The organism is Micromonospora sp. S-DT3-3-22, from assembly GCF_015354745.1.
GTDB classification, from domain to species: Bacteria; Actinomycetota; Actinomycetes; order Mycobacteriales; family Micromonosporaceae; genus Micromonospora; species Micromonospora wenchangensis.
In genome coordinates, this window is record NZ_JACGMO010000047.1 from 1 (window position 1) to 19,669 (window position 19,669).

At 70.0% G+C, this 19,669-nt stretch carries 15 protein-coding genes; 8 read left to right on the forward strand and 7 right to left on the reverse strand.

Annotated elements, in window-relative coordinates:
- Window positions 1-170: 170 nt before the first annotated feature.
- The 4 genes from H1A17_RS15660 to H1A17_RS15675 are packed head-to-tail and all read right to left on the reverse strand — an operon-like array spanning window position 171 to window position 3,467.
- The gene (locus H1A17_RS15660) at window positions 171-1,448 is read right to left on the reverse strand and encodes a low temperature requirement protein A (protein ID WP_194822187.1); all 1,278 of its coding nucleotides are present in this window, start codon (window positions 1,446-1,448) and stop codon (window positions 171-173) included.
- Window positions 1,449-1,477: 29 nt separating this feature from the next.
- Window positions 1,478-2,107: a class I SAM-dependent methyltransferase gene (locus tag H1A17_RS15665; RefSeq protein WP_194822188.1), complete on the reverse strand. Its 630-nt coding sequence runs from the start codon at window positions 2,105-2,107 to the stop codon at window positions 1,478-1,480.
- On the reverse strand, window positions 2,107-3,108 hold the full coding sequence (locus H1A17_RS15670; protein ID WP_194822189.1) for an alpha/beta hydrolase: 1,002 nt from the start codon (window positions 3,106-3,108) through the stop codon (window positions 2,107-2,109). The genes H1A17_RS15665 and H1A17_RS15670 overlap by 1 nt, the downstream gene beginning before the upstream one ends.
- A gap of 53 nt (window positions 3,109-3,161) precedes the next feature.
- The gene (locus H1A17_RS15675; RefSeq protein ID WP_194822190.1) at window positions 3,162-3,467 is read right to left on the reverse strand and encodes a putative quinol monooxygenase; all 306 of its coding nucleotides are present in this window, start codon (window positions 3,465-3,467) and stop codon (window positions 3,162-3,164) included.
- 330 nt (window positions 3,468-3,797) lie between these two features.
- Between H1A17_RS15675 and H1A17_RS15680 the strand changes: the two genes are divergently transcribed.
- Entirely contained in the window at window positions 3,798-4,400 is a 603-nt protein-coding gene (locus tag H1A17_RS15680) for a ferritin-like domain-containing protein (protein ID WP_194822191.1), read from the forward strand.
- Here H1A17_RS15680 and H1A17_RS15685 read toward each other — a convergent pair.
- Complete coding sequence (locus tag H1A17_RS15685; protein WP_194822192.1) at window positions 4,336-7,101, reverse strand: AAA family ATPase; 2,766 nt, start codon at window positions 7,099-7,101, stop codon at window positions 4,336-4,338. The genes H1A17_RS15680 and H1A17_RS15685 overlap by 65 nt on opposite strands.
- Window positions 7,102-7,242: 141 nt before the next feature.
- Entirely contained in the window at window positions 7,243-8,151 is a 909-nt protein-coding gene (locus H1A17_RS15690; protein WP_194822193.1) for an AraC family transcriptional regulator, read from the reverse strand.
- 118 nt (window positions 8,152-8,269) lie between these two features.
- Between H1A17_RS15690 and H1A17_RS15695 the strand changes: the two genes are divergently transcribed.
- Together H1A17_RS15695 and H1A17_RS15700 are read left to right on the forward strand one after the other, a co-directional pair.
- A complete protein-coding gene (locus H1A17_RS15695) occupies window positions 8,270-9,415 on the forward strand; it encodes a hypothetical protein (RefSeq protein ID WP_194822194.1) in 1,146 nt (381 codons plus the stop codon).
- A gap of 653 nt (window positions 9,416-10,068) precedes the next feature.
- Entirely contained in the window at window positions 10,069-11,649 is a 1,581-nt protein-coding gene (locus H1A17_RS15700) for a tyrosine-type recombinase/integrase (RefSeq protein ID WP_228543620.1), read from the forward strand.
- Window positions 11,650-12,150: 501 nt separating this feature from the next.
- On the opposite strand, the gene H1A17_RS15705 is transcribed toward H1A17_RS15700, so the two are convergent.
- Window positions 12,151-12,753 carry a hypothetical protein gene (locus H1A17_RS15705; protein ID WP_228543621.1) on the reverse strand — a complete coding sequence of 201 codons (603 nt, stop codon included), beginning with the start codon at window positions 12,751-12,753 and terminating at the stop codon, window positions 12,151-12,153.
- 297 nt (window positions 12,754-13,050) lie between these two features.
- On the opposite strand from H1A17_RS15705, the gene H1A17_RS15710 reads away from it, so the two are divergent.
- From H1A17_RS15710 to H1A17_RS15730, 5 genes are all read left to right on the forward strand, one after another.
- Window positions 13,051-14,241, forward strand: a complete 1,191-nt coding sequence (locus H1A17_RS15710) for a GTPase-associated system all-helical protein GASH (RefSeq protein WP_194822195.1) — start codon at window positions 13,051-13,053, stop codon at window positions 14,239-14,241.
- A gap of 74 nt (window positions 14,242-14,315) precedes the next feature.
- Entirely contained in the window at window positions 14,316-15,194 is an 879-nt protein-coding gene (locus H1A17_RS15715; protein ID WP_194822196.1) for a hypothetical protein, read from the forward strand.
- Complete coding sequence (locus H1A17_RS15720) at window positions 15,191-16,036, forward strand: hypothetical protein (protein WP_194822197.1); 846 nt, start codon at window positions 15,191-15,193, stop codon at window positions 16,034-16,036. The genes H1A17_RS15715 and H1A17_RS15720 overlap by 4 nt, the downstream gene beginning before the upstream one ends.
- Complete coding sequence (locus H1A17_RS15725; RefSeq protein ID WP_194822198.1) at window positions 16,033-18,486, forward strand: effector-associated domain EAD1-containing protein; 2,454 nt, start codon at window positions 16,033-16,035, stop codon at window positions 18,484-18,486. The genes H1A17_RS15720 and H1A17_RS15725 overlap by 4 nt, the downstream gene beginning before the upstream one ends.
- A complete protein-coding gene (locus tag H1A17_RS15730) occupies window positions 18,483-19,553 on the forward strand; it encodes an effector-associated domain EAD1-containing protein (RefSeq protein ID WP_194822199.1) in 1,071 nt (356 codons plus the stop codon). The genes H1A17_RS15725 and H1A17_RS15730 overlap by 4 nt, the downstream gene beginning before the upstream one ends.
- Window positions 19,554-19,669: the final 116 nt, after the last annotated feature.

Consider the following 19,669-nt stretch of genomic DNA (forward strand, 5'->3'; position numbering starts at 1 on the left):
CCTCACGCTTCGCCCGCCCCCGCGCGGACAATCCACCACCATCGGGATACCTCATCCCATCGATCTACCCCAACCCCACACCGCCACACAGACCACATCGGACGAACCTGACCATTCAAGATCTGTAATTGAATCGGGTATCGCGTCTTTCGAAAGAAGTGTTCAGGTAATCAGTTATCGGGTGCGGCATCCATCTCGATCCTCGCGATTCCTTGCTCGATCCTCCGCGATTCCGGTCCACCGACGATCGCCGCCACGTCGACCGGCGGAATGGGCGGACGTGAATTCCGACGGTGCTGGCGGGTCTCGACGACGATCAGGATGATCAGGACGGCGACCAGCCCGGCCAGGCCGGCCATCGGCGCGAGCGTGGCGGCAGCCGGACCGGCGGCGGTGAGCACTCCGGCCGTCACCAGGCGCGGCAGGCTCGTCGCACGGTGCACGAGCCGTTCGAGCAGCAGGTGACCGGCGAGGTAGAGGGCCGCACCGCCGTAGAGGGACAGCGCGTAGAAGACTCCCAACGGCCCTGTCTCGTCGGCGTGGGCCACCACACCCTCCACCCCGAGCGCGGTGAGCACGATCCCGGCGACCAGGGGAAAGTGACCGTAGGTGTACGCGTCGACGGCCAGGCTGACCCGGGCGGCGTCGTGCGCTGCGACGAGGCGACGCCGGGCCGCGGGTGCTACCACGTCGAAGTACAGCCACCACAGGCAGACGGCGGTGCCGACGCCGAGGACGGCGGCGGTCAGCAGCGGCACGCCGATGGGCTGGCCGGCGGCCCCCACCCCGATCGCGACGGTCGACTCGCCGAGGGCCAGGATGATGAACAGGCCGTGCCGTTCGGTGAGGTGCGCCGGGCTGTGCAGTCGCCACGCGCCGCGCCTGGCCGTGAGGTAGATGCCGGCCCAGTCCACCAGCAACGCGACGCCGAACAGCAGCACCTGGGCCCGGCCACCCGATAGCGCCCCGCAGAGCAGCAGCGCCGCGCCGGCCAGCAGGGGTGGCCAGGTGACCGCGATCTGTTGCCGCAGTCCGGCGTCGCCGGTCGCGGCCACCGCGTAGACCGCGAGGTGCACCCACCGGACGAACAGGTAGGCGCAGACCAGGACGACCGGGCCGGGCAGGCCGCCTGGAGCGTCCCGCCAGGCCTCGGGGATGGCCAGGGCCACTACGAACATGGCCGCCATCGCGCCGACCATTCCCGCCCGCAGCAAACCCTCGTCGGCCCGGGAGTGGTTGCCCAGCCAGGTGTAGCCGGACCACGTTCCCCACAGCAGGGCCAGGATCAGCAGCCCCCGCAGGACACCGTACGGGCTGTGCTCGTGGGCCAGGTAGGCGGTGATCTGGGTCGTCGCGAAGACGTAGACGAGGTCGAAGAACAGCTCGAACGGCGTCGCGCGGTGGTCCTGACCGACCGGGCGCACGGCCGGATCGGACCGCTTCCCCATGGCCGATCCTCCTCTCGGGTTTTCGTCGCTCAGCGGGCCAGGGACACCAGCGTGCGCGGTCGCGCTGCCACCCGGGGTCGCCGGCAGAAGTACACGAACGCCGGCGGCAGGTTCGCCCACACGGTGCGGCCGGTCACGACCTCCTCGAACCGGTCGCCCAGCGCCCGCCGCAGTCGCCGGGCGGGCGGGGCCCAGCGGGCGAGCGTGTAGCCGAACGTGGTGAACGCCCCGTCCGGGGTGAGCGCGTCGGTGACGGCCTGCAGCAGTTCGTCCTGCTGGTTCCCGGCGAACGCCGCCCACGGCAGGCCGCTCACGATCACGTCCGCCCGGCGGTGGCCCCGCCGCGCGAGCACCTCGCCGAGGTCCCGGGCGTCGGCCACCGCGACGTCCAGGCGCGGGTACCGGGCGGCCAGCAGGCCGGCGAACCGCGCGTTGACCTCGACCGCGAGGTGGTGACCCCGGCCGGCGAGCCGGCGCTGGATGGCGGCCGTGAACGCTCCGGTGCCGGGGCCGAGCTCGACCACCAGCGGCTCACCGACGCCGGGCACGGGCGCGGTGACGAGATCGGCCAGCGGCCAGCCGCTGGGGGCGACCGCGGCGACGGTGAACGGGTCACGGAGGAACTCGCGCAGGAACTCCGCCCGGTGGTTGTCGCTCATCAGCCGGCCCGCTGCCCGGAGAGCTGCGGCCGGGCCGGCCCGGCGGCCGGGGTCAGGATGCGGGCGAGCCAGTCGGTGCGGGCGCGGCGGGCCTGGGCCGAGATCAGCGCCTGCGGGTACAGGGCGTCGAACCCGTGGAAGCCACCCGCCCAGATGTGCAGCTCGGCCTGGCCACCGGCGGCCCAGACGCGGGTGGCGTAGGCGACGGCCTCGTCGCGGAACACCTCGGCGGTGCCGGCGTCGACGTAGGTGTCCGGGAGGCCGGACAGGTTGCCGGCCGTCGCGGGAGAGACGTGAGCGGGTACGGCGTCGTCGGCCAGATCACCGAGCACCGACCGCCAGCCGAACTCGTTCATCTCGCGCGTCCACACGCCGGGCTCGCCGGCGTACTGGCGGCTGGAGGTGGTGTCGTTGTGGTGGTCGAGCATGGGGCAGATCAGCACCTGGGCAGCGAGCGGCGGGCCACCGCGGTCGCGGGCCAGCAGGGCGATCCCGGCGGTGAGGCCGCCGCCGGCGCTGACCCCGGCGACGATGATCCGGCCCGGGTCGACGCCCAACTCGTCGGCATGCTCGGCCACCCACAGCAGACCGTGGTAGCAGTCGTCGACCAGGCTGGTGCCGGTGGCCTCGGGCGCCAGCCGGTAGTCCACGGAGACCACGACGGCACCGAACAGGTCGAGCCACTCCAGAGGGATGTCGAGCTGGGAGAAGCGGTCACCCATCACCATTCCGCCGCCGTGCATCCAGTAGACGCACGGGGCCGGGGCGGTGCGGGCCGGGCCGGCGGGGCTGAAGACGGACAGTGGGATGTCCGCGCCGTCGGCACCGGCGATGCTGACCTCGCGCCGGTCGATCGCCCGGCCTTCGAGCAGCGGCTCCACGGGCATCGACGAGAACCGCCGGATCTGCGGAAGCACCTCGCGGTTGAGTTCGGGTACGAGCGGCATGTCGGCGAGGAGGGCGCGCAGCTCGGGGTCGAGAGGGGGACGTGTCAGTGCCATGAGGGGTTTCCTGTTCGTGTTCGGTGCGCAGGGGCGGATGTCCGTGCCGGATCTCAGATGGCGGCCTTGCCACCGATCGGCACCTCGTCGAGGTATGCCGGCTCGCCGGCGATCAGCGGCTGGAGCCGGGTCACCAGGGCCTGCGCCTCGTCGGTGGCGAAGAACCTGTGGTGCGCCTCCTCGGTCGTCCAGCCCTCGGTGACGTGGACGACGTCGGAGTCGGCGGCGGATCGGCCGATCAGGAAGACGACGCAGTCCTCGTTCGCCAGCGACGGCGAGGCGAGCAGGAAGTCGACCAGTTCGTCGCCCTTGCCGGGGCGGGCGGTCATGGTGGCGTGGAAGCCGTAGCTTGCGGTCATCGGGCACTCTCCTCGGCGGCTGCCGCCGGATGTCGGCGGCGACGGTATTGCCTGGCTGGGATCCACTTTCGGTGCCGCCCGGTCGGCCTTCATCAGTCATCCGACTTCCGAGATCCGGGCCGCCGACGGCCGATGACCTAGCCGGTGGTGCCGCAACCGGGCAGGCCGGCGGCCGGGCGGGACCGGTGACGTGAGCAGGGCTGCCGGCCCGCGCCACGGCCCGGTGCCCTGGGCCGGGGTCGCAGGGACCGCCCGGCCCCGGCACCTCGGCCCCGGGTTAGGTCATTCGACAGATGCGCGGGCCGAGAGCCGCGCCGCACCATCAACGGCGTGACGCCATCAGGACGGGAACACCCCGCATCGCCGCCCACCGTGCTGCGGATGCGCGAGGTCCGCGACCGGGCCCTGTTCGACCTCGACGACGGGCCGGTCACGCCGTCGAACCGGGTCGATCTGACGGCGGCCACGCGCCTGCTCAACGTGCTGCTGGCGAGCCTGGTCGTGTCCTCGTTGCAGTACGAGCAGCACGCGCTGGTCGTCCGCGCCCCGGCGGCCCGGCCGCTCGCGGAACTCCTGTTCGCCGGGGCCGACCGCGACCGTGGCGACGCCCGGTTGGTCGCGACCCGGATCCGGCAACTCGGGTGCGTCGGCGACTACGACCCGCAGCACCTGAGCGCCCGGTCCCGGGTCGCCTTCCGGGCGTTCCCCGACGGTGACGTCGTCGGCATCGTGACGCAGAACCTCGTCGGGGCGCGGATCCTCGTCCAGACGTTGCAGGAGGCGGTGCGCTGGGTCGGCGACGACGACCCCACCACCCGGCGGCTCCTGGAGCGGCTGCTCGAAGCGAAGGAGACGCAGGCCGACGAGCTCAGCGCGCAGTCTGCTCAGCAGCAGGCGGCGACAGAGCGTCCCGGAGCGCGGCCCGGGACGTGACGCCCAGCTTGGGAAAGATCCGGTACAGGTGGGCACCGACGGTCCGGTGTGACAGGTACAGGCGCTCGGCGATCTGCTTGTTGGTCATGCCGCTCGCCGCCAGTTCGGCGATCTGGAGTTCCTGCGCCGTCAGCGCGGTCAGGTCACCCTGCTGCCGTGGGGCCGGTCGGTGGCCGCAGGCGCGCAGTTCCCCCTCCACCCGGGCGAGCCAGGGCTCGGCCGCCATGGCGGCGAAGCCGTCGCGTGCGGCGAGCAGGTGCCGCCGGGCATCCACCGGCGACCGGGTCCGCCGCAGCCTCTCCCCGAGGGCCAACCGCACCCGGGACCCGTCGAACAGCCACCGCCCCGTCGCCGAGTCGGACAGCAGGGACTCCAGGCGGGTCACCGACTCGTCGTCGTCGAGGACGAGGGCCTCGGCGCCGGCCTGGAGCAGGGCCATCCGGGACGACAGGCCAGCCACATCCGCGTCCCGCATCGCCTGGACGTGGGCCCGGGCCTCGGCCGTACGCCCGGTGCGTACGGCCGCCTCGACCAGGTCGAACATGATCCAGGTGCAGTGCGGCACGTGGGAGGCGAGCACGCCGGGCGGGCTCATCGCGGCGGCGTGCCCGAAGGCGGCGTCGTAGTCGCCCTGCCCCATGGCGGCGAGCACCCGGGGATGCTGCGCGAACAACGCGGCGGCGGCGACGCCCCGGGGCAGCGCCCAGTGGGTGATCTCGTCGGCGAGCGCGTACGCCTCGTCGAACCGTCCCCGGGCGGCGGCCAGGATCGCCCGGTTGTACCGGAAGTACCACGCGAAGAACGAGAAGCCGCTGGTGTCGCAGGTCCGCTGGCCCTCGGCGGCGAGTTCCTCGGCCTCGTCCCACCGGCCCGTCAGGAAGTCGTCGAGGCACAGGTGCATCAGGGCCCCGAGGTGCCGGCGGGGTGCCCCGCCGTTGCGCCCGTGCTGGACCAGCCGCCAGGACGCTTCCCGCGAGTCGCCGAGACGGTCGAGATACACCGAGGCCGTGCCGATCCGCATGATGCGGGTGGGGTCGGCGTTCTCGGTCAGCGTCCGGAGCACCGCGTCGATCCGGCCCAGCGCCGCCTTCCCGGTGCGTACCGGGTCGGCGAAGCTGTCGCTCGCCAACGCGAGCACATCCGGCGGCCGGGGCTCGATCCGGCGGAGCACCGCGAAGAAGGGTTCCCAGTATTCCGGGGTGCTGCCGTACCAGCACAGCAGCAGGAGGGTGTGCATGGCCTCGACGAGCGCGGGGTCGTCGGCCCGGTAGCCGTGGTCGCCGGTTTCGATGGCGCCCGCCAGCAGCCGGTGGGCGGTGTTCACGTCGCCGTCCCCGTTGATCATGAGGAAGGCGGTCGCGTTGGCCGCGTGCAGGGAACCGGCGGAGTCGGGAGCCGCCTGACGCGCGTCGGTCAGCAGGATCTTCGCGTCGTCGATGGTGCCGCTGGCCTCCGCGCCGATGTACGCGGCCTCGGCGAGCCGCCGTCCCCGGCCGGCGCTCGTGGTGCTCAGCTCGGCGGCACGCACCAGGGCCGCCACCGCCGCGAACCCGTCCCCGCGCCGCATCACCCGGTGCGCCGCGTCCTCAAGGAGTTCCGCCACCGCCTCGTCCGGGCCGACGGCGGCCGTCGCGAGGTGCCAGGCGCGGCGTTCCTCGTCGTCGACCAGGGCTCCGGCGAGTGCGACGTGCGCGGTGCGGCGCTCCTCGTGGGTGGACATGGCTACGATCGCCGACCGGATCAGCGGATGCCGGAACGCGATCTGGGCCGTGGCGTCGTCCACCCGGACGAGCTGCGCCCGCTCGGCGGGGGCAAGGTCGGCCAGGCTGGGCTGGTCGGGCAGGGCGGCGCGGAGCACCCGGACGTCGCCGGTGCCCTCGAAGGTGGCGAGCAGCAGCACCCGCCGGGTCGCCTCGGGCAGCCCGGTCAACCGGGCCGCGAAGATCGCCTGCAACCGGTCGCTGAGGGGGACCACCTCGGGCTGCGTCTCCGTGCGCCGAACGGAACCCAGCAGCGCGGCGGGCAACTCCATCAGCGCAAGGGGATTGCCCTGGGCGAGGTCGAGCAGGCGGCGGCGCACCCGGGCTGGCAGCTGCGGGTGGCGGGCGTCGACCAGCCGCCCTGCGGCCTCGTCGTCGAGCGGCCCGACGACGTGCTCGGACAGCCCCCGCAGGTCGAGGAAGCTCACCGTTCCCGTCCTGGTCGACGCCAACAGCCCGGCCCGGCGACCCGCCAGCCGCCGGGCGACGAAGCCGAGGACGACGGTGCTCGCCCGGTCGAGCCAGTGCACGTCGTCGACCACCAGCACGACCGGCCCGTCGGTCGTGAGCTCGGTGACGAGCAGCAGTGCCGCGTTGCAGACCAGGAGGACGTCCGGGGGCGTGCCGACGCCGAACCCGAGCGCCACCGACAGCGCCTCGCGCGGACCGGGCGGGAGGCTGTCCAGGGCCCCATGCGCGGGCAGCAGCAGCTGATGCAGGCCGGAGTAGCTGACGTCGGCCTCGAACTCCGACCCGGACGCCCGCAGCACCCGCATCCCGCCCGCGAGGGCGAGTTCCGTCGCGGCAGTCATCAGGGCGGACTTGCCGACCCCCGGCTCGCCGCAGATCAGCCGCACGGCGCCGCCCTGGCGCACCCCGTCGAGGAACTCGGCGAGCTGTGCCAGGTCGTCGTGGCGTCCGTACAGTTCGCTACCGGCCACCCGTACCTCACGCGCCTGTCGTTGTCCGTCGGCCCCCGGCCGACCTCGCCCCTGTGTCCGGGCAGGCTACCGGGGGCGTGCCGGCACCGGCTTGTCCGTCGGGCAGGCGGGCAGGAACGGGCAAGACAACGCGAGTTCTCGTCAACTGCCGCGCGGCGCGGCCCGCGTGGCGGTCCGGGCGTGCAGGCGGGCCGCGTCCTGGCGGGGCGGGCCCCCGAACTGCCGGCGGTACTCGCGGCTGAACTGTGCGGCGCTCTCATAGCCGACGCTGCGGCTGACCCCGGCGACGTCGCCGGGGTTGGCGGCGAGCAGCAGCCTGGCGCGTTGCAGGCGGATCTGCTTCTGGTACTGGATCGGGCTCATCGAGGTGACGGCCTGGAAGTTGCGGTGGAACGCCGAAACGCTCATCCCCGCCCGCTGCGCCACGTCCTCGACCCGGAAGGGCTGCGCATAGTTGTCGCGGATCCACTGGACGGCCCGGGCGATGTGGCTGAGGCTGCTGTCGGGCAGGCCGAACTGGCGCAGGACGCCGCCCTGCTCACCGGTGAGCAGCCGCCAGATGATCTCCCGCTTGATCAGGGGCGCGAGCATGGGAATGTCGCGGGGCTGGTCGAGCAGGCGCAGCAGCCGGACGGCGGCGTCGAGCAGCTCGACAGGGGCTTTGCTGACGGCCAGGCCGGCTGGTGGATGGGGGGCGGGTGCCGGCAGGTCCGCCGGGTCCGCCTGGAGCAGCACCTCGGCGACGGCGGCCGGGTGGAGGGTCAGGCCGAAGCCGAGCGCCGGCTCCTCAGGGCTGGCCCGGGCGAAGTGCGCGGTCACCGGCAGGTCGATCGAGGCCACGAGGTACTCGCCGGCCTGGTACTCGTACACCCGGTCACCGAGCGCGAACCGCTTCGTGCCCTGGGCGACGAGGGCCAGCACCCTGCCGTAGGTGGTCGGCGTCGGCGGGTTGGGCCGGTCGGCGCGGAAGATGCGGACGTCGGCGATGCCGGTGCCCAGGTCGGGCCGAGCGTGCCGGGCCAGCAGAACGCGCAACTCGTCGAGCGGCATACCCACCATTGAAGCACCGTGACCATGATCAGGGCCCCGGCCGCTTCCGAACGGCACCATGGGACAACCGGCGGGATAGATCGCGCCGGGCGGGGAACCAACGCATCAGGTCCCTTCGGTGCTCGCGGAGGCGGTTTCTCCGACCGGTCGCGGACGGATTTCTGCGTTCCACCCCTCCAAAGAAGAGCTACTGAAGCAGGTCGTAACAATCCGGCGCCGTCAGGAGCGGCGGCCGACGTGGATTCCGCGTGTCGACCGCGACGGCAAACCCATGACGTCAGCAGCGGTCAGGCCGCCGGAGGACGAACGCGAGCCGGACCGACCGCTGCCGATCGCCGCCCTGTCCGAACTCGGCGCGGTGACCATCATGCTCCCCGCCGCCGGACAGGAACGCCCCGAACTGGCCATGGTGTCCGGCGGCATCGGCGCATGGGAATCCGCACTCTTCACGTTCCTCGGCCTCGCAGACGGCGCGCCAGCCACAACTATCACGATCGACGCGGCGGCCAACGAGTCGCTGATCCCCGACGACGTGCGCTGGTGGTCACCCGAAGCGGCTCAGCCGGTGCCGGCGGCGCAGGACCCAGGCGTGGCCAGCGAACTGCTCGCCACGAGTCCGACCCTGGGTGGGGTGCCGGTGATCGACAACTCGTCGGATCGGTACGAGGTCGTCGTTGATGCCCTCGCAGCCGTGGGCGACTGGCGCCACAGCCCTCGCTGGGCGCTGGAAACCTGGGACCCCGGCGACAACGCCGCCACCCTTGCGCTCGCACACGCCGCTATCGCGGGCTGGGCAGACGAACGGCGCAGCGGCGTCGTGGTGTTCGTATATGGCGGGGCGATGCGCCCGGACGAGGGCCTGGTCGGCGTCCCGAGCCCGCTGCACAGCTACGTCCTCGTCGCGACCCGGTCCGCCGACGGCACCGACACCGTCGACACGGTCCACCGCGTCAACCTCACCTGCCCCGGTGAGAACTGGTGCCACCGGGGCGGCTGTCCGGACTACGACGTCCCGGAGCTGGCAGCGCTACTCATGCCGGCCGTCACCGCACGACACGTCGCAGCGGCAGCCGGCGACAGCACCCACGGCCGCTGGGCCGATTCGTACCACCGGCTCTACGGCGATGGCGAAGACCCCGACTACGCCGACCGCGTCCTCGAACACCTGACATCGACACTCGCGCGTCATGGCTGGGCTGAGCTGACTCCACCTGGGAAGGCGGCCTGGAGCAGACGCTGCTACGTCGTGGCGAGCACTGCCTGACCGCCGCCTACGACTCCGTCACACGGCAGATCCAACTCATCGACGGCAAGGCTGAACTCGAACTCACGCTGGACATGCTGGCCGATGACGGCGTGCTCACCAACGACGACGGAGAAGACACCGTCGACACAAGCGAGGAGGCGACCGAACGTTGGGGCGCTGAACTGCTAACCGCCGCCACCGACCTCCTCGCCGGCCGCATCAACGAGCTCCCAACTCGCCGCACCCATCCAGGTCACCATTCTCGGCCTCCACCCACACGCCGATGGCATACTGCGCGGACCCGAAGCACCCGCCCTCGTCGAGCACCAACTCGAAGCCTTGCTGCTCACCACAGGGGTTCTCACCGCACCCGAGTAGACCAATGCGGGCAGCGCCCAGCACCAACACGACCCGTTACACCACCTTCGAGGGCGTGGTGCAGTCAGCTGGACTCAAGATCGCCGGATCCTGTCTCTGGCGGTACCGCTGCTCCACGGCACGCCTTGCCTCCGGCCTTCGACGAGAGTCACCATCCAGCTCCCGAGTTGGCCGCCGCCCCGCCGGTGGGTGGACCGTCGGAAGGCACAGGTGGCGAGCGCCGGTCGATGGGCCCGTACCTACAGTTGGGTCGGCGTCGGTGGAACAGGCGACTCCATCGAAAGGGCACGGTCATGGCGACGTCAGGTGTGATCTTCAAACGGTGCGGGTGCCGGGACGACCAGCGGCGGCGATTGGAGCAGTCCTGCCCCCGATTGGGCGAACGGGGCCACGGCACCTGGTACTTCCACTGCTCCGCCAGAAACCTGCTCGGCCGCCGCGAGCGGGTCCGCCGTGGTGGCTACCCGTCGCAGGCCGCCGCCCGCCACGCCCGCGATGAATGGCTGACCACGACCGAGGCGGACCGGACGGCACAGGGCTGGACGGTCGAGCGGTGGCTGCGCCACTGGCTCGACAACCGCACGAAGATCCGGCCCACCACCCGCTTCCACTACACCCGCGACGTCGACACCGTCCTCATCCCCCACCTCGGCCGCTACCGCCTCGCCGACCTCGACGCCCCGCTCCTGCGCACCGTGTTCGCGCAGATAGCGGCAACGAGAAACACCAAGGGCCGTCCGCAGTCCGCCTCCGCGATGCACCACCTGCGCACCACCCTGCGGGCCGCCCTCAACCTCGCCGTCAAGGAAGGAATCCTGGACTGCAACCCGGCCCGGCACATCGAGATCGCCGGCTACCAGCAACCCCACGCCAAGGTCTGGACCGACGCGCGCGTCGAGTCCTGGGAACAGACCGGCGCCCGGCCGGCCGTGGCGGTCTGGACCGCCGATCACCTTGCCGAGTTCCTCAGCGCAGTGAACGACGACCCCCTGTTCGCCCTCTGGTGGCTCGCCGGACTGCGCGGACTGCGCCGCGGCGAGTTATGCGGGCTGCGCTGGTCCGATATCGACCTCGACCGCGGCACCCTGACCATCGAACGCAACCGCACCACCGCCGGCTACACCATCGTCGAAGGCCAACCCAAGACCCCCGCCGGGCGGCGCTCAGTCGCCCTCGACAAACGCAGCCTGCACATCCTGCGCGTGCACCACCGCTACGAGCAAGACCGCAAGGCGGAGGCGGCAGAGAACGGCACGCCCTGGACCGACACCGGATACGTCTTCACCCGCTCAGACGGCAAACCGATCAACCCGAACTACGCCACCACCCGCTTCCGGATCCTCGTCCGCCGAGCCGGGCTGCCCCCGGTGCGCCTACACGACCTGCGCCACGGCGCCGCGTCCCTCGCCCACGAAGCCGGCGCCGACCTGAAGACCCTGCAGGACCTCCTCGGGCACTCCAGCATCGTGATCACGGCCGACACCTACACCAGCGTCCTGCCGCAGATCCAACGCCGCTGCGCCGACGCCACCGCCCAACTGGTCCTCAACGCCGCCCGCCGCACCCGCAAAAAGATCAAAGCCAGCGCCCGCAAGAACCGGCCCCACCGCGGCCCCACAACCGGCACCCCGACGCCGACGAAACCGAAAACAGGTGCTCCGACCCCAACCAAGCGCAAGCAGGCCGCAAAGCCGCGGGTCACGTCCCGACAAGCCCGCGAGAAGGCCGCGTCCGGGGCTGCACCCACGTCGCACCCACGTGACACCCACCGTCCACGCAGGCCAGACAGCAAGAAGGGCCTGACCCGCGTTTCCGCAGGTCAGACCCCTCATGATCTTGTGCGCCCGAAGGGACTCGAACCCCTAACCTTCTGATCCGTAGGGCCGGATAGCCGCAGTTCCACGCCCCCTGGTGGACCACGAGCCGCGCAGCACTACTTCCCGCACCGGGGCAGGGGCCCAACTTCCGCGCCGGTCCGAGAGGGTCCATGCCAGTTCCCCGACGTCCGAGCACCCATGGAGCACCCAGGGAGCTCCGGCCCGCCTGATCAACATCGCGCTCCACGACACCAAGCGTGCCGCGACAGGACGTCGACCAAAGGCACTACGTCATTCCCGTTCATCTGGCCGAGTTGCGGGGGCACAGCCATAGGTTCGGATTCGCTCCTCACTTATCTGGTGACCGTTGGTTCGTTGACACGACCTGCATCTTTAAGTTCAGCGATGGCTCGGCGGCACGTATATCGCGCCCTCGACTAGCACGGCGAGGTCAACCAAATGCCCATCTCGACACAACCGCTATAGGGCTACGCACCTACCCACCGCGCAGACGATCATCACAGGACATGCCTTTGTGTAGAGCTTCCAATGCGGACACTACGAATCGCTGCCCACCGAGGGTGCAGTGCTGTCGTTGCCGGTTGCGGGAACCCTCGCCTCGACGCCGAGGTCAGCGTAAAGGATCACCTTGACGGCGAGACCGATCACGACAGCCAGTTCCAAGAGCGACACGATCATGAACGGCCACCTCCACGGGCCGTTGACCCAGTAGACGACGATCGCGCCACAGGCCGGCACGCAGAACGTACCTAGATCGACGAGCAACTGCAGGATCTTGCGCGAGCGCCGGCGGCGATCGGAACGATGGAATTCCTCCCATCCAAAGACGGCGTCGTCGCGGGCCGGCTCGAGGCGGGCAAGCGTGGGCCTAAGACTCTCCCGAATATACCGACTGATCGCAGACACCTTCTCGTCGTTGACGAGATAGGTCCAGCCGAGTACCGTACTCGCCGGCGGAAGTAGAAGCAGCAAGTTCGCATGGCCCTTTAAAGAAAGAGTCGCGGCGATCACGCTTGCCATCGATGCGAGCGTTGCGTAGATCAGGTTATCCCGGAACCCGATCCTCGTCTTCTGCTCTTCTTTCAAACGCTCGTACTCGACGAGCAGCAACTTCGTGGCGCCTACTTCCAGATCCGCCATGCTTGCCTCCAAGTACGACGCACTTATCGTGCCTTGATCGTCGGGAGTCTTCCCGACCATCAAGGATGTCAGGTGCGCGCCCACATCCTGCACAACGGCCTGCTTACCTGCTCCTGCGCTGACCTCATTCCACGGGTTCGCCGGCGGGTTTCAAAGCCATGACCATCCACCGCTCCCAGGGAGTGCGGCTACTCCACCGTGGGCAACCTCCGGACCGTCGGATCATCTACCATGCGCTGATAGCCGCGACACGCTCCTCGCCGCCGTGGGGCCGTCAGCGCACCAGCGAGGAGAGCGATGGACGTGATCAGGGGGCTTCTCCGCTCCAGCCTGCTGACGGAATTAGGGGATGACGAGGACCGGGTCGGGCGTGTCCGTGGTGCGGCGCAGGACCTCGCGGCTCAGTTCGCCGGTGAGTTACGCACGCTCGTTCCCTACGCCGTAGTCGCTGCCATCGATGAGTTGGTGCCAGCAACTGCAGCACCGCTCGCGGCGGCTGAGAATGCGCTCCTCGAGCGGTGGGAAACGTTCCGCAACGCCTTCCCTGGGCAGCCAACCGAGATCCTGCGCGCGGTGGCGCTGGCCGCCGTGGCCGACGTCGTCGACAACGACGACGCGATGCGCCAGGCAGCTTGGTACGCGCTGCGTACCGCGACCGAGTGCCTGCCTGCGGGCCGGTGGGCCAACCCCGTCACCGACTTGGCGGCCGAATGGGAGGGCAAGGTTCGCAGCAGCATTACGGGCATCTGGTCGCCGGCGCCAGCGCCGAGCAGGTTACGGATGCCGACGATCCCGAAGGCGGAGGATGAGAAAATCCCCATCGATACACCGCTGAGGAACCGCGCTAGTGAGCTTGAGGATGCCGCCAGCTACAACGTGTTCGCCCAGCAGCTCCAAGGAGAGTTCGCAGAGCATGTCGAACAGGTCATCGGCGTCTCCGAGGTGCTCGCGGCCGAAGCACATAGGCGCTCGGTGACCCAGCTGAAGGACTTCGCGACGGGGCTCGGGGCACGGCTGCGCGAGGCGCTCGCCGCCCAGGAACAGACGATGGAGGCGGTGTGGCTGCGTAGCGAGCTGCTGTGGTGGCGCGAGACGATCTTCAGCACTCGGTTGTCCCGTTCCTATGCAGACCTAGATCCAGCCGATGTCGCCATAGCCGCCGCCGTCGACCTCCACAACATTGTGCCGCTGATCGCGCCACTCGCCGTCGAGCATCTTCTTGCCGATCTTGTGCATGACGCCGCAGGGTCCGCAGAGGTCACCGTCGCAGCACTCGCCGCCGCCGGCCAGGTCGACGCGCTGCCCGGCTCGGCGAACATCGCGCCAGCGACGCTAGTTGACGCCGTCTGCGGTGGGACGCAGACGCCGCTGGTGCCGTCCGGCCAGACCTTGCCCGCAGGCCGCGCCGCCGTCCTCCTCTTTCGTGACCTGCAGGCGCGCCGCCTCGCCGCAACCGCGCCGCCGGAACAGCCCGGCGACGTCGAGTGACCGCCCCAGGAACGCCGGTCGCCAGCGTGCAGTGCCAGCGCACGACCTGCTTCGCGCCCGACACCGTCTGTGTGTTGGGGCTGCAGCCTTGCCCGCACTTCGCTGGCGCCCCTGATCTGGAGGGCGACGGAATCGACAGGTCGGAAGGTCGGTCGCTGCCGTGGTCGGGCCTTGCGCTCGGCCTTGCAGACCTTTCGGCGGTCGCCGCACTCGGCCGGCCCCACCTCGTCGGCGTCGTAGGCGCGGCCAATGCGGGCAAGACGACCTTACTCGCTGCTCACTGGCTTGCCGCCCGCCGAGGAGTCGGCGACTTTGGTTACCGGTTCGCCGGCTCCTACACCCTCATCGGCTGGCACCAGATCGCCCGCCATCTGCAGTGGGTCCCGCACGGTCGGGGGTTCCCGCCGCACACCACGGCACCGGACAACCGCACCCCAGCCCTGCTGCATACGGCCGTCAGCATCGGGCGTGACTCGCCCACGCACGTTTTGCACACGGACGTGCCCGGCGAGTGGTACTCCGAGTGGGCGTACGACGTCGCGCAGGCCCCCGGGGCCGCGTGGATCGCCGAGGCGGCGGATGCGTTTGTGATCCTTGCCGACAGCGATGCCCTCGCCGGGCCCGAGCGCGGGACCGCACGAGGTGACTACGAGACTCTCGCTGGCCGCCTCGCGTCAGTGGCGCAGGGCCGTCCCGTTGTACCCGTACAAACGAAGGCGGACATCCGCGTCCCGGGCAAAATCCAGGCACACATCGACGGCCTGAATGCTCGTCTGTTCGGCGCGGTCACTGTCCGGGTGTCCGTCCATGACCGCGACTGCGAACCCGTGACCGCTGCAATCGACCTCGGCACCGCCGCGGCGCTAGCGCCGCGGCGCGCCCGCGTCGCCGACGACCGCTCGGAGTCCAACGATTCGTTCCTCGCCTTTCGGTCCGCTGCGGGGCAGTCTTGATCACCGTCGCCAACGACGCCCGCCGCGTGCTCGTGCTTGGGGGACCCGCCGCGGGCAAGACGACGTTCCTCGTTCAGCTTCACGGCCGACTCAGCGCGGGCGAGGGGAAGCTGCGCGCCCGCGCCGCACCCGCCTCGCTGACCGCGATCGAGGAGGGGTTCCGACGGCTCCAGCAGGGCCTCGCCGTGGCCCACACGCCACAGGGCACCGACACCTCGCTGAGCCTCGCCGCTGTCGACCTCGACGACCGCCCGATTGACGTCACTGTGCCCGACTACGCCGGTGAGGATCTCCGGCGCCTCGTCGACGAACGCCGGATTCAGGATCGGTGGCACAGCCAGGCCGCGTCCGGGGACCAATGGCTGCTCGTGATCCGGCTCGCGCGGCACCCCGACCTACCCGACGTGCTGACCCGCCCGATCGGCGAACTCGCCCGCGCGTCGCTCGCCCCGGAAGACGGCGACCCTCACGCCCTGCCCGTCGACATGTGGGCAGTGGAGCTTCTCCAAGCGCTGCTTCACACCCGGCGGCTCAACAGCGGTCAACCGCGGCCCCTGCCGCGACTGACCCTGGTGCTCTCGTGCTGGGACGAGCTTGGCGCACCGTCCGGCACCCTCCCCGCGAACATCGCACGTGAGAGGCTGTCCCTCCTGAACTCCTACTGTCGCGCCACTTGGAAGGGCCTCTTCGACGTCGTCGGCCTGTCCTCGCAAGGCCAGCCGCTCGACGAAGCCGAGCCCGCCGCAGACTACCTCGACGCCGGGCCGCAGCAGATGGGTTGGATCATTACCTCCGCTGGAGAACGGGACGGCGACCTCACGCTCCTCGTCGACCCGCGATGAGCGGCGGGATTCGCCTGGCGAGGTTCGGCAACCGCGGTGGCGCCCACACACTGCTCGCGCACACCGGTGTCGACGCTGACCTACTAGGCAAGATCATCTGGCATACGGACGCGCCACCGAACAGCCCCGACGTCATCGAGCCGTTTGCCTCCGGATACCGCCTCGACGACGCCTACATTGTCCAAGTCACCATTCCTGACAACACCGCCGCTCGCCCCGGAATGGTCGCAACCACCGCCGCCGTCGTGCCCATCTCTCTATTGGACGAGCTCGACTTGCTGGCCTTGCTCGCGCGACTCGAGGACACAGGAGACGACCTCGGCTCACCGATGGAGGCCGTACCGGTTTCGTCTGCCGGTCCGCACGAACATCCTTCAGGTGCAGGCGCACTTGCCTCCGCACTGCTCGCACGCCGCCGCGCTGCCTGGATTGGCTCGGGCCTGGCCGACGCAGTCGGCTGCTTGTGGGCTCACCTCTCGCCCTCCGACCGCGCCCGGGTGGTGTTCGGCGCAGCGTTCCACCCCGACGGCCTATCGGTGCCTACCAACAGCGCGTCGATCGTCGCTGTAGCTATTCCCAGCCGTGCCGCCGCGCGCTGGAGTGCCTGGCTGACAGTCGGTGCTGACAAATCCAAGCCGGCGGACCCGGCCCGCGAAGCCCTCTTTGGCGACGACAACGGCCGGGCCGCCGCTCTTGCCCGAGACCTCGATATCGGCAACGCGGCGTTCACTCAATGGCGCCACCTGGCCACCGCAGCTGAGCTTCTGGCGAGCGTCTGCGACCTCAACCACGAGTCAACCCGCGCCCTTGTACAACTTCTCGGCCTCCTTCAACCGGCGTCGGACGAGGGACAAGGTCCGAAGAGAACGGCCCTCGCGCGGCTTGCCGCGATCACGCCCACCGCCAGGTTCGCCGACATTCGCGGGCTGCGCGGCGTCCCATGGCAGGCCATGCCATCAGCCCCCGCCCTCGCCGACCTGCTCACCGACTGGACCCGTGCAGCCTTTTCGGATCCGCTTCGTGGCGATGACTTCGCCGACGCGGCCACCGAGACTGTCTTCACCGACAGGGCTGATGCGTTCGGGCAGGCGCTGGCCCGTGCGCTCCAGGACGCCGCCGACCGGCTCGCGCTATCACCGGTCGCCGAGGCTATTCTGCGTCACCCTCGTGGTGCCGACGCGACAACCTGGCTCGTTCGGAACGCCTCCTCACGCATCGACTTTGATGCCGCGCTCGCTGACGCCATCGAAGCCGTCGGCATCGCACCTAAGTGGGTTGTGGCAGCGGCAGCCCAACATGGATTGCCTCGAACTCACGCCACCGCTGTCGACGCTTCCGTCCCTGCCGCCGCGTGGAAGGCACACCTGAGCATCAGACCACGGACGGATGCAGCAGACGACATTCTCGCCAGACGCACCGGCGACGTCGGCACCGTACGCGCTGCGCTCCAGGTTGCGGACTTCGGGCTCGCCGAACGCGCCGGACGGCTCGTCGCCGAGCAACCCGGGCTGCTCACTGTAGGAGACGTCGCGGACGAGAGGTTCCGCGCCGTTTGGGCAGCTGCAACCCGACACGGCGCAGACCCGTGGCAGATCGTCTCACCAGAGAACGCTGCTGCACCGCTGCTCGCGCTCACCGCAGACGACCAACCAGTCGACGACATCCTGCTCAATGCGCTGTCCCGCACATCTGCCGCCGATCTGTCTCGCTACCCTGACCGGGCGCGCCTGTGGGATCGGCTGCCGCCAGGGAGCATCGAAGGCTTCAAGGCGGCAACTGCAGCGGCCGTCGCGCGCAGTCTGCAACCGGGCTCCCCCGCTCCTGAATCTCAACTGCAGACCGCGATCCTCGCTCCAAGTGTGCTTGGTGCCGTCGCCCACGACGACGCAGGACAGGCCGTGACCGTCCTGCGGGTGCTGCCCGCCGCGCGCCCCGAGCATGCCGAGCTCGTGGTCAGCCGCGGGCTCTTTACGCCCACGGACGCCACAGAGCTGGCCCGTCTGGTCATCGATCGCCGTTGGAAGCGCACCGCTGAGACCATCACCGACCTGGCCCGGATCAGACCTGACCTGCGGGTCGCCGCACATCAGGTAGGGCAGATGTTCAGCACCCTCGAACGATTGCGTCGACTCATCAGTTTCAGCGAGGGCGTTCGCGACCTTGCAACTGCCGACGAACTGCGTGACGCGCTACATGACACCGCCGCGCGCCTCTACCCAGGAGGGCCCGCCGACAACGCACTGTGGGAGCGCACTGGCGGTCACGACGCGGACCTGCCGGACGCCTCTACTGGCCGGCTCCGCTGGGGGTTGGCGCTGGACGCGATGATGCGCGGGCAACACGGCGCGCCGCCGCTGAACGTCTTACTCGATGCGATGATGTCCGACTACCCGAACAACCCCGACCTGCGCGTCCTCATAATGGGTCTTCAGGAGCGAAAGTGGACATGACCACGGAACAGGCTGACGTCCTCATCGTGACCGCGCTTCAGCTTGAGCGCCGCGCAGTCCGTGAACACCTGCACGATGTGCGCGTCGAGAGCGTGACCGGTCTAGCCGCCGATGTCGGCCGCTTCAGCGGCGGCAGCGGCCGACGGGTCGCCGTGATCGAAACCGGGGCGGGCAACGTGGACGCGGCCATCCTGACCGCCCGCGCCGAGGCCGCCTTTCGTCCCTCTGTGGTCGCGATGTTGGGTGTTGCCGGCGGCCTGAAGGATGTCGCAGTCGGCGACGTTGTTGCATCGAACAAGGTCTACTGGGTTGAAGGGGGCAAGCAGGAGATGGCTCTACGCCCTCGCCCGGAGATCGCCCCAGTGAGTCCCGCCCTGGTTCAAATCGCGAGGGCAGTCGCCGCCGATGATGAGTGGCTCATGCGCGGCACCGGTTCCGCTGGGGCATGGCAGGCCGCCGGACGCCCTCCTGCTGCACTCGTGGCTCCCATCATCGTCGGCGAGAAGGTCTTAGCGGATCGGCGCTCCGACGTGGTCGCGCTCGTCCTAGCGTCGTACGGCGACGCCGTCGCCGTCGACATGGAGGACTTCGGCACGCTCCGCGGGGGGCACTCGACCGAACGTGCCCGCGTCATCGCCGTCCGAGGCATCTCCGATCTCGTCGATGGAAAGGCGGCGGCCGACGCGGGTGGCTCACAGCCGCTCGCAGCCGCTAACGCATCTGCGTTCCTGTTCGAGATGCTCACGCGCTGGGCGCCCGACAACGACAGCCGCGACCAAGGCGACCACCGCAATGATCTAGCGGCCGTGGGGCGCGAGCTTTACCCAGACGGCCCACAACAAGAGGGCCTGTGGGAGCGAGCTGGCGGCGACGCGTCGCGCCTGCTCTCGTCTGGGACCGGCGCCACCCGCTGGTGGCACGCCACGGGTCTGCTACAACAGGGCGGAGGCGGGAAGCAGATCACTACCAACTCTTTGGTAGCGGTGATGGCTGAAGATTATCCGGGGAACAGCCGGTTGCAGCAGCTGCGGCCTGATCGGTTGCGCGGGGTAACTCCGTCGCCCTAAAACCATAGAGGCATCAACCCGAAATACGCAGTCTGGCTCACCGCCCGGTGACACCCGCCGCGCCTTGCAGGAGGTGGTTGAGGCCGGTCGATCGCTGCGTGGCCACAGCCGCGACC

Bases quoted from the DNA above. Each gene is read 5' to 3' on its own strand.
- H1A17_RS15660 (WP_194822187.1), bottom strand. From the start codon at position 1,448: ATGGGGAAGCGGTCCGATCCGGCCGTGCGCCCGGTCGGTCAGGACCAC.
- H1A17_RS15690 (WP_194822193.1), bottom strand. From the start codon at position 8,151: ATGCCGCTCGACGAGTTGCGCGTTCTGCTGGCCCGGCACGCTCGGCCC.
- H1A17_RS15705 (WP_228543621.1), bottom strand. From the start codon at position 12,753: ATGGCGGATCTGGAAGTAGGCGCCACGAAGTTGCTGCTCGTCGAGTAC.
- H1A17_RS15730 (WP_194822199.1), top strand. From the start codon at position 18,483: ATGACCACGGAACAGGCTGACGTCCTCATCGTGACCGCGCTTCAGCTT.
- H1A17_RS15670 (WP_194822189.1), bottom strand. From the start codon at position 3,108: ATGGCACTGACACGTCCCCCTCTCGACCCCGAGCTGCGCGCCCTCCTC.
- H1A17_RS15665 (WP_194822188.1), bottom strand. From the start codon at position 2,107: ATGAGCGACAACCACCGGGCGGAGTTCCTGCGCGAGTTCCTCCGTGAC.
- H1A17_RS15700 (WP_228543620.1), top strand. From the start codon at position 10,069: ATGGCGACGTCAGGTGTGATCTTCAAACGGTGCGGGTGCCGGGACGAC.
- H1A17_RS15725 (WP_194822198.1), top strand. From the start codon at position 16,033: ATGAGCGGCGGGATTCGCCTGGCGAGGTTCGGCAACCGCGGTGGCGCC.
- H1A17_RS15710 (WP_194822195.1), top strand. From the start codon at position 13,051: ATGGACGTGATCAGGGGGCTTCTCCGCTCCAGCCTGCTGACGGAATTA.
- H1A17_RS15675 (WP_194822190.1), bottom strand. From the start codon at position 3,467: ATGACCGCAAGCTACGGCTTCCACGCCACCATGACCGCCCGCCCCGGC.